Genomic DNA, 14679 nt, shown 5'->3' with positions numbered 1-14679 from the left:
TCCGGGCCGATCGCATCGCAATCGAAAGCCGCAGGATCGCGCGCAAGATTACTGGCCTGTTCGTCGTTGCTGGGGCATGAGTGTCGCCACACAGTTGCGGAGCGGGTGCAGGGTGCAAGGCGGTGAAGCAGATGCGGGCGGGGGGCTTGCCGCGCTGTTCGAAGCCCACCGGGCCGAACTCGCCCGGTTCATGCGGGCGCGGTGCGGCGATTTCGGCGACGGCGAGGACCTGCTCCACGAACTCTGGCTGAAGGTCGGCTCGCTATCTGCAGGGCCGATCGCCAACGGCCGGGCCTATCTGTTCCGGATGGCCAACAACCTGGTGCTCGATACCCGCCGCGCGCGGATGCGGGCGATGGCGCGCGACCGGCAGTGGACCGATGCCGACGGCGAGGCCGACCTTGCGATCGAGGAGCGCGCCGACCGCAGCGAGCCCGCCGACGAGCGGATCGCCCGCGAACAGGAGGCCGCACTCCTGCGCCGTGCGATCGAAACACTGCCGCCGGGCGCACGCCGAGCCCTGCACTTGCACCGCTTCGAAGGCTTGCCGCAGGGCGAAGTCGCCGAAGCGATGGGGATCAGCCGCAGCGGCGTTGAAAAGCACCTGGCCGTGGCGATGAAACATTTGCGGCGTGCATTGGCGGACTGCGGATATGCGGCGAGCGCGGCGTCTGCATCACGGGGGCAAATTCGCGGGGGAACTCCGCGGTCGGAAGAACAGTCATGAACAGGGACGAAGAAGCGATCTTGATCGAGGCAATGCGCTGGCACGAAGCCACGCAGGACCCGGATATGGACTGGACCGCCTTCACGGTCTGGCTCGAGGCCGATCCGCGCCACGGCGAAGCCTACGATACGGTTGCGCTGGGCACGGCGCTGCTGGGCGAGCATCGCTCCGAACTGGAGAGCGGTGGTGCCGCATTGCGGGGCGCCAACGACGACGAGCCCGAAGCCGCTCCCGCGCCGCGTCGCTGGGCGCGCTGGGCCGGGGTTGCGATTGCCGCATCGCTTGCCGCCGTGCTGGTCCTGCCGCAGGTCATCGCGCCATCGCCGGTAACCTATGCGACCGGGGCCAGCAGCCAGACGATTGCCCTGGAAGATGGGTCGAGCGTGATCCTTGCGCCGCACAGCACCCTGGCAATCGCCGGGCGGCATCAGGATCACATCGCGCTTGGCGGCGGGGCCTGGTTCGATATCAAGCACGATCCCTCGCGCAGCCTTGAAGTGACCGCCGGCGACATCAAGATCGGCGATATCGGCACCCGCTTCGACGTGCAGGAAGGGGCAGGGCAAGTCCGCGTAAAGGTCGCCGAGGGGGTGGTTTCGGTCAGCTCGGACGCGCTCGGCAAGCCGATCAGCCTGCCGCGGGGCAGCGGCCTCACCTATGACGCCAAGGCCGGAACGGCAATCGTCAAGGCCGTCGACAGTTCGGCCGTGGGCGAATGGCGCAGCGGACGCCTTTCATTCGATACCGCGCCGTTGGAACTGGTCGCGGCCGATATCTCGCGCTATGCCGGAATAAAGGTGACGGTGGCGCCAACGCTTCGTGACCGCCCGTTCACGGGAACACTGGTCTTTGGCGATGGCGAAGCGGCACTGCGCGATCTTGCGAAATTCATGGACGTTGACCTCCGCCGCAGCGCTGATGGCTTTATGCTGGACAAGCGCCGCTGAGGCGCGCCAGCCTGCCGTCCAATCGATCGACATAGCCGCAACCCGCCTGCCCGATGCGCTGGCGGAACTTGCCCGCGAGGCCGAGGTTTCGATCGGCGCAGAGGGTAGCCTGCCATCACTGCGCACGGTCCCTGTCCGCGGCCGGATGAGCGTTGCCCAGGCGCTCGAAAGGATACTGGCCGGATCGGGCTATGTTGCGCGGCAGGTAGGCCCCACCGCGTGGCGGATCGAACGCGCCCCGCAGCACCCTTCCGCGCCTGCGACAACTGTGCCCGCGCCCGTTGCCCGGACGGAGCCCATCCCGGAAGCGATCGACACCACGCCGATCATGGTAACGGGGGCCAAGCGCCGCAGTGTGCTGAGCCAGGTGCCGATGGCGATTACCGTCATCCAGCTCGATCCGCTGCGTTCGCGCTCTCCCGCCACCGGGACTTCGGCGATTGCCGCGCAAAGCGATGGCCTTGCCATGACCGGCCTTGGCCCCGGCCGCAATCGCCTGTTTCTGCGCGGCGTGGCGGACAGCGCCTTCAACGGTGAAAGCCAATCGACCGTTGCGGTCGTATTCGATGAAAGCCGCCTGACCTTCTCAGCGCCCGATCCCGACATCCGGCTGGTCGACGTGGACCGGGTCGAGGTGCTGAAAGGGCCGCAGGGCTCGCTCTATGGCACCGGCGCGCTGGGCGGGATTTTCCACATCGTGCCCAACCGCGCCAAGGTCGACGAGAGCTCGTTGACCGGCTTCGTCGGCGCGGACAGCGTGGCACATGGCAATCAGGGCTACAGCGGATCCGTGGCGGTGAACCTGCCGGTGGTCGCGGGCATGGTCGGGCTCCGGCTGGTTGGTTACGGGGCCAATGAAGCCGGCTGGGTCGATACCGGCCATCGACCCGACAGCAATCGCTCGAACCTGCTTGGCGGGCGGTTCAATCTGGGGGTGGTGCCGGGCGGCGGTTGGCGGCTTGACCTGTCCGGCCTGGTCCAGCTGCTCGAATCGCGTGACAGCAGCTATGTCTATGCGCCCGAGGCGCGGAGCCGCCCCGCGCAGCTGCCTGAACCTCATGACAACGACATACGCCACCTCTCCGCGCGCCTTTCGCGCCAGGCCGGGGGCGTGGACATCACGCTCTCGACCGGGGTGACCTGGCACGAGGTTACCGATACGCTCGATGCCACGATTGGCGCGGACAGCTTCGCCCTTGCCGATCCAAGCCTCTATGAAGACCGGCGCTTCTATCGCGTTTGGGACAGCGAAGCGCGGATCAGCGGCAGCGCGGGCAAGCTGCGCTGGCTGGGCGGAGTTTCGCACCTCGAGGCGAAGCAGACTGCGGTGGGGACCCTGAATTCGTTTTCCGGCGCCGCCATCGTGCTCGACGATGATCGCCGCAACACCACCGAGACCGCACTGTTCGGCGATGTGACGCTACCGGTTTTGCCGGACCTCAGCATCGATGCCGGCGGGCGCCTGTTTCGCGGCTCCACCAGGGAACGCCGGATCCTGGCGTCCGGCCCAGCCGAACAACAGCGCAGCCGCACCGGATTTGCGCCGAGCCTGGCGATTTCATGGCAGCCCCAGACGGGCGAGATCGTCTATCTGCGCTATGCCTCGACCTATCGGCAAGGCGGGTCGGATATCAGCGCGTCCGGCCAGTTCGAAATGCTCAAGGCCGACGAACTGCGCACGCTGGAACTGGGCTGGCGGCGCAGTTTTCTGGGCGGAGGACGTATCGATGCCAGCATTTACGCTTCGCGCTGGGAAAACCTGCAATCCGATGTGCTTCAGTCCAACGGGTTGATCGAAAGCGTCAATGCCGGTGAGGCCCGGATCGTCGGGGCCGAATTGAGCCTTGAACTGCCCCTGCCGCACGGCTTCTCGCTACAGGCCGGCGCGGCGGCAACCGACGCGCGGCTGGTCCGCAATGAACTTGGCGTCTCGCTCGACGATCGCCGGCTCCCGGTCGTGCCGACCTTCACCGTGCGCGGTGCCTTGCGCCGGGACTTTCGGATCGGCGCAAGCAATGCCAGTGTTGCGCTCAGGCTGCGCTATGTCGGGCCGCAGCGGCTCAGTTTCGATCCGTCGATCGACCGGCCGATGGGCTCCTATTTCGACGCCGGGCTGGAAGCGCAGGTCCAGCTTGGCCGGGCGGAGGCATTCCTTACCGCCGACAATCTGCTGGGAAGCCGCAAGGACGATTTCGCGTTCGGTAATTCACTGCGCTTCGGGACGATGCGGCAGTATATTCCGCAGCGTCCGCCCAGCGTGTCGGTCGGGCTTTCGACGCACTTTTGAAGGCTCGTTGCGGGCTTGGTTGACCCAGTCGTAGCGGGCATCGCCGGTGCTGAGCCAGCCTGGCTGGCGAAGGTTGGTGTGAAGACGCTCTCAACGCGGAACGCCCGGTGGGGCCGGCCACAGCCCACCAAGTCTTGCAGGACTGGTTGGCCCTATCGGTCTGTTTGTGCGCCGCGCATGGCCATGAACATGCACGGGATTGCGAGCAGGGCGAGGGCATCGGCCCCGATCAGCGGGATGGTCCAGCTGTCGGCCGCGCCGGAGGTGGCCAGATGATCGCTTACTACGCCGATCCCGAGCGAGACCCCTCCGATCGCGAAGACGTTGATCAGCAACATGGTAAGACCGGTCGAGGTGGCCTTGAGCTGTGGCGGCAGCAGTTCCTCGACCACGACGAAGACCAGTCCATAGAGCACGGTCATGAACAGGATCGACCCGGCCATGCCGATCAGGAATGCGGCTCCGCCCGCATCCGCTAGCCGGTAGAGTGGCAGCAACGGTCCCAGGACGAGCAGGATCAGGAAGGCTGTGCGTGCCCGGTCCCAGCCCAGCCGGGTGTGCGCCCAATCGCCCAGCAAGCCGGCGCCGAAGGTCCCGACAAGGCCGACGCAGACGAACATCAGGCCGTAGAGCGTCTGAGCGCGGGCCGGCTCCAGGCCCTTGTCCTCGACCAGCCAGAGCTGGACGAAGGGACTCGTGGCAGTGTGGCAGTGGGCCAGGATGATCGCGAGCGATGCCCACATCACGCGCGGCCTTGCCTTGTTGACCGCGATCAGCGCGGCGAGGTTGCCCCGCACGGTCGGGCGCTGGGAAAGGTCAGGCGGATCGTCTTTCAGCCGCACCAGCACGGCAAGGGCGGCGATCCCGATTGCCCCCATGACCATGAAGGTTCCGCGCCAGCCGATGACCGGACCCAGCGCGCCCGCGATCAGGAACCCGCCGCCAATGCCCAGGGGAATCCCGGCAAAGAACAGCCCCAGCGCGCCCGCCTTGTAGCGATCGCCTACCCGGGCGAGGATGATGTTGCTGGCCGTGGGCACCAGTGTAGCCTCTCCCGCTGCGACGAAAGGCCGGGCCGCGAGCATGGTCCAGAAGCCTTGCGCAAGGCCCGCCAGCGTGGTGAACAGGCTCCACGCGCTAAGGCCACCCGCCAGCACCTTCACACGGCCCAGCCGATCGGCCAGCACGCCGGCAAACAGCGCGGCAAAGGCATAGACCCCGCTGAAGGCAAGTCCGGCGATCAGCGCGAATTCGCTGCGGTTAAGGCCAAGGTCGCGCATGATGTCCGCCGCGAACGCCGCCAGCAGCTGTCGGTCGACCTGATTGACGACGTGCAGCAACATCAGGAACAGGATCAGGCCCGCAGGAAAGCCCCGTTCGCTGCCAGCATGCTTGCCGCCGTCTTCGCTCACTCAGAACATCCCCCCGTTGGGGCTGATAACCTGGCCAGCCAGATAATGCCCGTCTCCGGCCAGATAGAGCACAAGCCCGGCATATTCGTCCATCGTCCCCAGCCGTCCGGCCGGGATCATCTGGAACAGCCTCCCGCGCGCCTCGGCGTCGAGCCGGGCGATGTAATCGTCGAACATCGGCGTCGCGACCCCGCCCGGCGCGATGGCGTTCATGAAGATATTGGCCCCCGCCACTTCCGCCCCGACTGTGCGGGTGAAGGCCACGACCGCGCCCTTGGTGGCCGAATAGTGCGGGCTGTGCGCGCTGAAGGCGGAAAGTCCGGCGATCGAGGCCACATTGACGATCCGGCCATGGCGGCGCGGTTCCATCTGCCGCAGGGCCGCGCGCGTGCAGAAGAACACCCCGTGGACGTTGACGCCCCAGTACTTCAGCCACTCGGCATCGCTCATCGCGCTGGTGAAGCCCAGGCTGGTGCGCGGTTCGGGCGTGGTCAGGTAGGTGTAATGCCGGCTGCGCCGCGCCTCGTCCTCCGGCGCGCCGGGAACTAGCGCGGCGTTGTTGACCAGCACGTCGACCGGGCCGAGCGCCCGTTCCACTGCGGCGAAGAAGGCATCGACGCTGGCGCTGTCGCTGACATCGCAGGGCGCGGTGAAGACTTCGTACCCGGCCTGGCGCAGGTCTGCGGCGGTCTGCTCCAGCTCCTCCGTCAGGACGTCGCAGAGCGCAAGGCGACCGCCGGCTGCGCCCAGCGCAGCGGCGATCGCCCGCCCGAGCCCGCGCGCACCGCCGGTGACGACGCAGACTCTCCCCTCCAACGGTTTTGGCCTCTCAACCGAATTAGGCATATTCCCACCGGGGCACGCCGCGCTGACCGGGCTGGCGGTTGGGCGAATAGCCCAGCTTGCGCAGGGTTTCGTCGGTGGACTGGTAGAAGGTGCCGATCTGGTAGATCGCCTTGGCCTCGGGCCCACTCGCAACATCGCGGTGCAGTTCGTTCGCGATGCGCACCATCTGCTCGACCTGCTGGACGCTGGTCATCCGTTCGCCCTTGCGGCTCCACAGGTTGTCCTCGATCCCGCAGCGCACGTGCAGGCCCAGCGCAATGGCGATGGCGCTGAACGGGGCGACGTTGCGCATCACCGTCTCGATCGTCAGCACCGCGCCATCGGGCACGCGGCGGGCAAACTCGATCAGGTCCGCCGGATGCGTCCCTGCCGCACCGCTGCCGATGGCGACATAGTTGAGCACCAGCGGCCCCTGGTAATGGCCCTTGCGGATCAGCCGTTCGACCGTTTCGAGCTGGCTCATGTCGCCGACCATGAAGTGCGGCTGGATGCCGTTCGCGACGAGCCGCTTGAGGTGTTCTTCCATGAACACCGGGCCGCATTCGAAATACATGTTGCGATAGGCTTCGAACATGGCCGGGTTGGTCAGGCAGGTCCCGGCGATGTCGTCGGCGTCCATCAGCGCGGAAATGTCCATCTGGTTGGTATTGACCGCGATGGTCACCTGATCGGGCTTGGGGGTGAGTTCGGCCAGCATGTGCCGGGTATCGTCGGACAGCCACTTGGCCTCGGCCCCTTCGCCTTCGGGTGCGAACGAGATCGAGCCGCCGACCTGGATCAGCATGTCGGGGCAGGCGGTGCGGATGCGGTCGATCATCTCGTTGAACATCGACAGGCGCTTCGATCCCGACCCGTCGGCCTCGCGGCAGTGCAGGTGCAGCACGGTCGCCCCGGCGTTGTAGCAATCGACCGCCTTCTGGACCTGTTCGGCCATGGTGACGGGAATGTCTTCGGGGAAATCGCCCGGCAGCCACTGCGGGCCATAGGGGGCGACCTGGATCACCAGCTTTTCCTGGTTTTCGGGGAGCAGGCTGTCATCGAGGAAGTGCATGGTTCAGTCCTCCTTGGTGGTCGGCACGGGCAGTCCGCGTGCCTTCATTTCGTCAACAAGATGCGGGGTGCCGAGTGCGACCGAATGGATGCCCAGGACGGCAACCAGTTGCAGTACGGCCATGATCTCTTCCGGGGTCGCGCCCAGATCGAGCGCCTTGGCGATGTGCCGCTTGACCCCCGGCGAATACATGTGGGTGCAGCTGGCATCGACCGCGATGGCGATGAATTCGTAGGTCTTGGGATCGATGATCCCTTTGCGGACGGGATGCGTCCCCATGTCGAGGAACTTTTCCATCCATTCGGCATCGAAGGCGGCAGCCTGATCCCAGGCCTGGTTCCATTGTCCGTTGGTACGCGCGGCATCGCTGATCGGTGTGGCGGTTGGCATCCGGTTTCTCCCAGTTGCCGCCAGCATAGCCTGCCGGACTGGACATGATTTAGAATTTGCGCCATTGAATTTCGCAAATGCGCCAAATCCCAACCATTCGCGCTGCGGCTCTCACTGGCTTTGGCGCCCTGGCCCGGTCCTACGGGCTCGATCCCAAGGCGCTGCTGCGTTCGGCCGGGCTGCCCGGCGATGCAGAGGCCGATCCCGACCGGCGGCTGCCGACCAGAGCGGTGAACTGTCTGTTCGAAACTGCAGCCGAACACGCCGGAGCCGACGATTTCGGATTGCGGCTCGCGGAATTGCGCGGCTTTTCGAACCTCGGGCCGGTCACGCTGCTGGCGCGCGACGAACCCGATATCCGCAGCGCGCTGGCAATCTTCATCTCCTACCTGCCACTCCACAATGAAGCGCTGAGCATCGCTCTGTCAGAGCATGACGGGCTGGCGATCCTGTCGTGCGAGCTGGCGGGCGAGGGCGTGAAAGTGCAGGCCGCAGATGTGGCCGTGGCCATGCTCCACCGGATTCTGCGCCAACTGCTGGGAACGGACTGGCACGCGCTTGGGATCTATCTGGAACGGCAGCGCCCGGTGCGGCTCGGCGCGTTCGAACGGGCGTTCAGCGGGCGAGTTCATTTCGGCCAGGATTTCAGCGGAGTTGCCTTCGATTCTGGCGACCTTGAACGGCCCAACCTGCTCGCCCAGGCCGCCTTGCGCCCCTATACCGCCCAGCTGCGCGCAACGCTTCCTGGGTTTGCCGACCTGCCGCTTGCAGAGCGCATCCGCCGCCTGCTGCGCGCAATGCTGGCAAGCGGGCGCTGCACCGCACCGCTGGCGGCGGAGCGCCTGGGCATGTCGCGCCGAACAATGGAACGGCGTCTGGCAGCGGAAGGGGTCAGCTTCCACGCCTTGCTCGACGAGGTGCGCGGCGAAGTCGCGCGCGGGCAGTTGTCGGGCTCGTCGCGCAGCAACGCCGAGATTGCCGGGCTGCTGGGCTTTGCCAGTTCGGCCGCATTCACGGCATGGTTTTCAGGCCGCTTTGGTCTGGCGCCGCAGGCGTGGCGCAAGCAGGCGGGAAGTTCGCGACAATCCGATTAGGCAGGCAGCCGCCACCGCAAGGATCCAGGGCAGGGGGAAGTCTGTATTCCCGATGGTTGCCGTGAAGCCTCGCGGTGGGGACAATCGTGGGACATTGGGCGAAAGCCGGTTCGATCACACGGAGGCCGGCGCCTTGGCGAAGTAGTCCGAACGCATCACTTCAACGTCGGACAGGAACGTCACGCCCGGACGTTTTTCGAACAGGCGGGCCAGGCCCCGCGCGACATCAGCGATCACCTTGTCATCGGCAACACCGACAAACATCACCAGCCCGCTCTGGTCGTTGAAGATGGTCTTGCCTTGATGGAAGCCGCTATGTCCCATGCCGGCTACATCGCGAATGATCGTCCAGCCGCCAACTCCGGCAGCCTTGAGCAGGTCTTCGACAAGCGCGTGGTCCTCGGCGAGCAGCACGATCTCGATCTTCTTCATGCGGTGCAGCGTAAGGCCGCCAAAGGCAGTGATGGTCATGGTCAAACCTCCATTTCAAAATTCTTGGGCGTGGCGGCAACAGCGCCATCCATTTCGTCGTCGCGGCGCCAGCGCAGCGATTTGCCGGTCAGTGGATCGATCACGACCAGAGTGACCCAGCCGTTGCCGAACAAGCGGCTTAGAATGTCGTTCGATTGCACCAGCTTTTCGACCCGATCGAAGGGTGCCAGGACGACCGTCAGCAAGCGCTGGGGAACGTGGAATGGCGTGCCATCGTCCGTGAAGAGCGATTGTTTCGGCAGCCCGATGCGAAGGTCGCCGCCATTGCCTTGCAGGACGCCAATGCCGCCAACGACGTTCTGCGTGGTCTTGTCACCCGAGCCATAGCGCTCGTTATCGATGGTGGAGAACAAGTATTGGCAGTTGATCCACTGGGCGACGACCATTGGCGCGGTCAGGATCGTTGTAAGCGCAGTGCCGTCGGGGTCCGCCTGCCAGTCGTAGCTGTGCAGGAACGCGCGTCCCTCAAGGTCGATTGCCTTGGTCAGCGCACGCGGCCCGACGATAAACGCCGCATTGCCCGCCAGGCCCCATTCCGGGCGCACCTCACCCCAGTGCGTCGCGCCAGTCAGGAGGTCGTTGGCGGTCCGACCCAGCGAAGCGGCCCGGCGTTCCCGATTGGCCGCGCCCGCCTTTGCGAGATCCTCTATCAAGGCCGCAAGGTCGCCCCGATGACTTTCCGGGATTGCGCACTTGTCAAAGACTTCAACCTCGTCCGTGGTTGTGTTGTGTTCGGCGGCGATGAACCAGGTCGCTGCGGGGATCGTGATGCCTTTTGCCGCCAGGGCGCTCCTGACTTCCGGGTCATTCAGGATGCTCGCCAGGATCCGCGCGTTCGAACCGCCCGCATGTCCGCCGCAGGCGCCGCAATCGAGCGCAGCTGCATAGGGATTGTTGACCGCGCTGGCACCATGGCCGACCAGCGCGACCAGCCTGGCTGTCTGGGCTGATATGCCGGTCAACTTGAACAGGGCATGGGCGAAGCCAACCTTGTCTTCAAGGGTGAACGGCGCAGCTTGCGGGCCATGGCCGTGCTCGTGCCGCCGCAAAGCCGGAGCCAGGATTTCGGCGCGCGAGGCGGAGAAAGCGGCACTGATCCGCTTTGCAAGGCGAGGTGCAATGGTCCGCGTAGCCATCAGCAAACCGGCCAGGGGGCCAGTCGCCTCTGCGGTCGCAAAGGCTGTCGCTGTGCCCTGCTTGCCGGTCTGGAACATCGCCAGCGTGTGCCGTGTCCGAGCCTGTTCGGCGGCTAGGCTTGCCACATCGGCCTCGCGGCCCGGAACTGCGGTTTCGACCAGATCATGCTGCGGCGCCAGCAGCACCGGCAGCAGCCGGGTCCGCCGGTCGTCGCCATGCCGGTGCAGCGCGATGGGCAGGCCGAAGAAGCCGGCGTAGCCGAACGTTTCGTAATTGCCCTGCAATTCCAGTGCGCGCCTGAACGGCTCCGACCGGACATCGATACAGAACACCAACTGCGCGGCCGGTGCGGTCGATGGCTCGAGCCGAGTCGCGGCAGACTGCAGACTGGGGACCAGGGCATTGCGATAGGTCCACTCTGCCGCCGTCTGAAAGATGGCGCCAAGCGCGTCCTCGCGCATTGCGGCAATCGCGGCAAAGCGCGCGCCACTCTGCCGGTCGAGGCCGGCGATGTCCGCGGTCGACAGGCCGAAGTGCTGCGCCAGCAAGGCCGCGACGTCGGTCTGTTCGCCTGGCTTTCGCCGGGACAATCCGGCTCCTCCCCGCTCCAGCAACATCCAAAGCGCCAGCAGATCGGCCATCCCGGCCGGTCCGTAGGCCGCAATCTCCGGATCGGCATGATCATTGCGCCAGCGAATGTGACCAGCCCAGCCGGGTAGCCGCGCGACCAGTTCCGCGAGCACTTGTTCTTCCTTGCCGGGGTGAACGCCAACGGCCGCCAGCCCTTCGGCGATCGCTTCCAGCGGATCGCGCGGCACGCTCAGCAGCAGTTGCTGGCCGGGCTCGCCGGTGAGGTCGCGGAATTGGGGATCATAAGCGATGGCGGCCAGCGTTGCCCGGTAAAAGCCAAGCTCGCGATTAGGCATGGGCAGGGCGGCCTGACCCTGATCGAAAAATGCCGAGCACCACTTGGCAACGAAGGCTGCCTCCGGTGCCAGGCCGCGCGGCGCGTCTGCTGGATCGTGCGTTTCAAGCTGCAAGAGCCGCGCCATCAGCAGATCGAGGCACGAAACATCGGGTGCGATCCGCGTAAAGGCCGCATCCAGGCCGCCCAGTTGCTGAATTGCGGCATCCCGCAGCGGCCGTTCCTCAAGCTTGCCGATCGCAAGCAGCTTGCGCCAGTGGGCGAGCGCCAGGTTCTGGCGGGCACCAAGGCGTTGCGCAGCCAGCCCCACGGCCCGCTCATAGGGCAGGCTTTCGAAGCCTGAGAGCGGGTTGACGGCGATCGCGCTTTCGAGTGGCCAAATCGGCGGGACGGTGCGGGCGGCCAGCGCCACCAGGCCAGCCACTTCAGTCCGGCTGAGCACGGGATCAACCGAGATCAGGGGGGAAATCATGTTCACTGCTGTTCTCCCTTGTGGCCGGCAGACAGGGTGCCGGCGTTGATCAGACGAACGTAGAGCGCAAGCGGCAGCCCGCGCCCTGCGGCCATGCGTTGCTGCCAGATCCAAGTGCCGAGGAAGGCCGCCAGCAAAGTCAGCACCGCCCATTTTGGCGCCGGCGGCGCGGCATCGTGGCCGATCGCAACTTCAGCCAAGGCAAGGCCGGAGGCATGCAGGACGAAGAGTGCGACCAGCGTCAGGACAAGCATCACGTTCGTGCGCATCGGCGTCTGGGCGCGAAGCGAGAGGGTCAGCGCCGCGATTGCCGTTGCGAAGCCCAGCAGCAGTGGCAGGCTATTCGCGCTGCCAGCGCCGCTCGAAAGAACGACGATCGCTGCGCCGGCCGCCGCTGCCGCGGCCACCATAGCCGTCCCGCCGGTCAGCGGGGCGGCTGGCTTGCGCGGCTTCATGCCGATCGCCGAGCCTGAGCCCAGGAATAACCAGGCCTTGAACAACCCGTGGGCGACGATGTGCCAAAGCGCGGCCGCATAGGCACCCAGGCCGCAGGTCAGGATCATGAAGCCCATCTGCGATACGGTGGAGCCAGCGAGCGAGCGCTTGATGTCCGGGCGGACGATCATGATGCCGATGCCGTAGATCGCGCCGCCCAGCCCCACTGCGATGGCAAACAGGCGGGCGATGGAAGAAGCCTCCAGCAACGGGGCGAAGCGGATCAGCAGAAAGCCGCCGGCATTGACGAGCCCCGCATGCATCACCGCCGAGACTGGCGTGGGGGCCGTCATCGACGAAAGCAGCCAGTTGCAAAAGGGCGGCTGTGCGCAGCGTGCGGCGGCGGCGACGACCAGAAGCAGGGCTGCCGCCGTTGCGAGGATGGGCGAAAGCATGGGGGCGCCGGCAAGGGCCACGTCGATCTGCAAGTTGCCAGCTTGCCAGCCGAGGATGCCCAGCGCACCAAGCAGCGCGGCGTCGCCGACGAGGAATGCCAGCCGCGCGCGCCGGCTGGCCGCACCGGCTTCGTGCCAGGTCGGGTTGTGACCGATCAGTCCGGCGAGGATCCAGCCGCTGGCGCACCAGGCGATTCCGAGCACGATCAGATTGCCCGTGAACAGAACGGTGAGGACCGCGGCAACGAGTGCAGCCAAGCGTGCGAAGAAGCCCGTGGCGTGCGGATCCGCACGCATATAGCGCAGCGAATAGGTGGCAACGGTCGCTGCCACGAACAGCGTCAGCAGTCCTACCGTCAGCGACGGCCCTGATGCGTCGGCGCTTGCGGGCCGTGTGACCAGCCCTGCCACCACCGCGCCAAGGCCAAGCCAGAGAACGCCGACGACCGGATGGGCAAGCGCATTTGTCGAACGGATTTGCGAAGTCTGCATCGAACCTCCCTTTCGGGGGCGGCATTGTCGCTTGTTCAACCATTATTGAAACGAGTTGTTGAAATATCAAACATTGACAAATTAAATGATTGAGGCTGTGATGGACCGATGCCTGGAGTCAGAACCCTCGACCTCGACCTGCTGCGGTGCTTCGTCACGATTGCCGAAACCGGCAGCTTCACCCGCGCTGGCGAAAGGCTGGGTAGGACGCAGTCCACCATCAGCCTGCAGGTAAAGCGCCTTGAGGAGCAATTGGGGCGTGCCGTCTTCTTGCGAACCCCGCGGTCGCTCAGCCTTACGCCGGAGGGGGAACGGCTGCTTGGCCCGGCCCGGCAAATCCTCAGGCTCAACGATGCCGCAATCGCCGAACTGTTCGAACCTGACATGATGGGCCGGGTCCGCATCGGCGTGCCCGAGGATTTTGCCACTGCGCATTTGCCGGCCGTTCTCGCCGCATTCGCCAAGGCCCACCCGCTGGTGGAATTCGAGGTCACCTGCGACCTGACGCTGAATTTGCTGGATCGCTTCCATGAGGGAGCGTTCGATCTGGTCCTGGTCAAGCGCGAACCTTCCGCGCGGCTGGAAGGCGTGCGGGTCTGGCGCGAACCGCTGGTCTGGGTGGCGCGGGACCAACTTGCCGTCGCCGGTCTGGAAACAGTGCCTCTGGTGGTTTCGCCCGAGCCATGCGTCTATCGCAAGCGCGCGGTCGATGCGCTGGATGCCGTGGGCCGGAAATGGCGGGTGGCCTATACCTCGACCAGCCTGGCGGGCAGCCAGTCCGCAGTTAACGCGGGCCTTGGCATCACGGTGCTGCCGAGGGAAATGGTTCCGCCCTATTTGACGCCGATTACCAATGACCCCGCCTTGCCGCCCCTCTACGACACGGAAATCGCCCTGATCGAGGCACCGGGACTTTCCCAGACTGGCCATCGCCTTGCGCAGCACATTATCGAAGCGCTGGAGAAAGGCTGAGCAGGTACGCGACCAGGCGAATTGGCGGTAAGGTCGGCGTGAGCGGGATCGATCGGGCGTTCGTGACGTCAACTTCGAGTGCCGCGCCATCCCTGCGCCTCGCGGCGATATCGGATTGGATTGCAGTCGACACGCATTGACTTAGTGAACGTTCTCATTTAGGTGAACGTTCACAACGTGAATAATTTGTGCCCTAAGGCACGAAAACATGGGGAGGTCACTGTTAATGACTGATTCGCGCAAGCCCAGATTCCATCGGATGTTCATGGGCGCTTCCGCACTTGCCATCGGCTTCATGGCCCAGGCGGCATCCGCTCAGGTGGCGGATGCTGCTCCCGAAGAGGATTCGACAATCGTCGTGACCGGCATTCGGGCGAGTCTGCGCCAGGCAATGGACATCAAGCGCGACAGCGGCGGCGTGGTTGATGCCATTTCCGCCGAAGACATCGGCAAGTTCCCCGACACGAACCTCGCAGAATCGCTGCAGCGCATCACCGGCGTTTCGATCGATCGCAACAGCGGCGAAGGCTCGAAGGTTACGGTGC

At 65.5% G+C, this 14679-nt stretch carries 13 protein-coding genes; 6 read left to right on the top strand and 7 right to left on the bottom strand.

Annotation, left to right across the window (positions count from 1 at the left end; translation table 11 throughout):
• Window positions 1-112: 112 nt before the first annotated feature.
• The 3 genes from ACE3SN_RS12740 to ACE3SN_RS12730 are packed head-to-tail and all read left to right on the top strand — an operon-like array spanning window position 113 to window position 3961.
• Window positions 113-727, top strand: coding sequence for an RNA polymerase sigma factor (locus tag ACE3SN_RS12740; RefSeq protein ID WP_374530557.1), 615 nt, complete (start codon window positions 113-115; stop codon window positions 725-727).
• Window positions 724-1674: a FecR family protein gene (locus ACE3SN_RS12735; protein ID WP_374530556.1), complete on the top strand. Its 951-nt coding sequence runs from the start codon at window positions 724-726 to the stop codon at window positions 1672-1674. Before ACE3SN_RS12740 ends, ACE3SN_RS12735 begins: the two co-directional genes overlap by 4 nt.
• The gene (locus tag ACE3SN_RS12730; RefSeq protein ID WP_374530555.1) at window positions 1646-3961 is read left to right on the top strand and encodes a TonB-dependent receptor domain-containing protein; all 2316 of its coding nucleotides are present in this window, start codon (window positions 1646-1648) and stop codon (window positions 3959-3961) included. The genes ACE3SN_RS12735 and ACE3SN_RS12730 overlap by 29 nt, the downstream gene beginning before the upstream one ends.
• Window positions 3962-4113: 152 nt before the next feature.
• On the opposite strand, the gene ACE3SN_RS12725 is transcribed toward ACE3SN_RS12730, so the two are convergent.
• The 4 genes from ACE3SN_RS12725 to ACE3SN_RS12710 are packed head-to-tail and all read right to left on the bottom strand — an operon-like array spanning window position 4114 to window position 7660.
• A complete protein-coding gene (locus ACE3SN_RS12725) occupies window positions 4114-5373 on the bottom strand; it encodes an MFS transporter (protein WP_374530554.1) in 1260 nt (419 codons plus the stop codon).
• Window positions 5374-6189, bottom strand: coding sequence for an SDR family NAD(P)-dependent oxidoreductase (locus ACE3SN_RS12720; protein ID WP_374530553.1), 816 nt, complete (start codon window positions 6187-6189; stop codon window positions 5374-5376).
• Window positions 6190-6211: 22 nt separating this feature from the next.
• A complete protein-coding gene (locus tag ACE3SN_RS12715; protein WP_374530552.1) occupies window positions 6212-7270 on the bottom strand; it encodes a 3-keto-5-aminohexanoate cleavage protein in 1059 nt (352 codons plus the stop codon).
• 3 nt (window positions 7271-7273) lie between these two features.
• Entirely contained in the window at window positions 7274-7660 is a 387-nt protein-coding gene (locus ACE3SN_RS12710) for a carboxymuconolactone decarboxylase family protein (protein ID WP_374530551.1), read from the bottom strand.
• A 77-nt stretch (window positions 7661-7737) separates the two neighbouring features.
• Between ACE3SN_RS12710 and ACE3SN_RS12705 the strand changes: the two genes are divergently transcribed.
• A complete protein-coding gene (locus ACE3SN_RS12705; RefSeq protein WP_374530550.1) occupies window positions 7738-8754 on the top strand; it encodes an AraC family transcriptional regulator in 1017 nt (338 codons plus the stop codon).
• 114 nt (window positions 8755-8868) lie between these two features.
• Here the strand turns inward: ACE3SN_RS12705 and ACE3SN_RS12700 are convergent, their stop codons facing one another.
• The 3 genes from ACE3SN_RS12700 to ACE3SN_RS12690 are packed head-to-tail and all read right to left on the bottom strand — an operon-like array spanning window position 8869 to window position 13162.
• Window positions 8869-9225, bottom strand: coding sequence for a P-II family nitrogen regulator (locus tag ACE3SN_RS12700; RefSeq protein ID WP_374530549.1), 357 nt, complete (start codon window positions 9223-9225; stop codon window positions 8869-8871).
• 2 nt (window positions 9226-9227) lie between these two features.
• Complete coding sequence (locus ACE3SN_RS12695; RefSeq protein ID WP_374530560.1) at window positions 9228-11780, bottom strand: DUF2309 domain-containing protein; 2553 nt, start codon at window positions 11778-11780, stop codon at window positions 9228-9230.
• 2 nt (window positions 11781-11782) lie between these two features.
• Window positions 11783-13162 (bottom strand): proton-conducting transporter membrane subunit, encoded by a 1380-nt coding sequence (locus ACE3SN_RS12690; protein WP_374530548.1) that lies wholly within the window; start codon window positions 13160-13162, stop codon window positions 11783-11785.
• A 108-nt stretch (window positions 13163-13270) separates the two neighbouring features.
• Between ACE3SN_RS12690 and ACE3SN_RS12685 the strand changes: the two genes are divergently transcribed.
• Entirely contained in the window at window positions 13271-14134 is an 864-nt protein-coding gene (locus ACE3SN_RS12685; RefSeq protein WP_374530547.1) for a LysR substrate-binding domain-containing protein, read from the top strand.
• Window positions 14135-14429: 295 nt separating this feature from the next.
• A partial coding sequence (locus ACE3SN_RS12680) for a TonB-dependent receptor plug domain-containing protein (protein WP_374530558.1) occupies window positions 14430-14679 on the top strand: 250 nt, incomplete at its 3' end.

It is taken from the genome of Novosphingobium sp., assembly GCF_041915465.1.
GTDB lineage: Bacteria > Pseudomonadota > Alphaproteobacteria > Sphingomonadales > Sphingomonadaceae > Novosphingobium.
The sequence above is the reverse complement of the archived record's forward strand: the minus strand, read 5'-3'. Positions and strand labels throughout refer to the sequence as shown.

Excerpts from the sequence above, each read along its gene's own strand:
- ACE3SN_RS12735 (WP_374530556.1), top strand. The coding sequence starts at position 724 with ATGAACAGGGACGAAGAAGCGATCTTGATCGAGGCAATGCGCTGGCAC.
- ACE3SN_RS12730 (WP_374530555.1), top strand. The coding sequence starts at position 1,646 with ATGGCTTTATGCTGGACAAGCGCCGCTGAGGCGCGCCAGCCTGCCGTC.
- ACE3SN_RS12715 (WP_374530552.1), bottom strand. The coding sequence starts at position 7,270 with ATGCACTTCCTCGATGACAGCCTGCTCCCCGAAAACCAGGAAAAGCTG.
- ACE3SN_RS12710 (WP_374530551.1), bottom strand. The coding sequence starts at position 7,660 with ATGCCAACCGCCACACCGATCAGCGATGCCGCGCGTACCAACGGACAA.
- ACE3SN_RS12705 (WP_374530550.1), top strand. The coding sequence starts at position 7,738 with ATGCGCCAAATCCCAACCATTCGCGCTGCGGCTCTCACTGGCTTTGGC.
- ACE3SN_RS12700 (WP_374530549.1), bottom strand. The coding sequence starts at position 9,225 with ATGACCATCACTGCCTTTGGCGGCCTTACGCTGCACCGCATGAAGAAG.
- ACE3SN_RS12695 (WP_374530560.1), bottom strand. The coding sequence starts at position 11,780 with ATGATTTCCCCCCTGATCTCGGTTGATCCCGTGCTCAGCCGGACTGAA.
- ACE3SN_RS12690 (WP_374530548.1), bottom strand. The coding sequence starts at position 13,162 with ATGCAGACTTCGCAAATCCGTTCGACAAATGCGCTTGCCCATCCGGTC.
- ACE3SN_RS12685 (WP_374530547.1), top strand. The coding sequence starts at position 13,271 with ATGCCTGGAGTCAGAACCCTCGACCTCGACCTGCTGCGGTGCTTCGTC.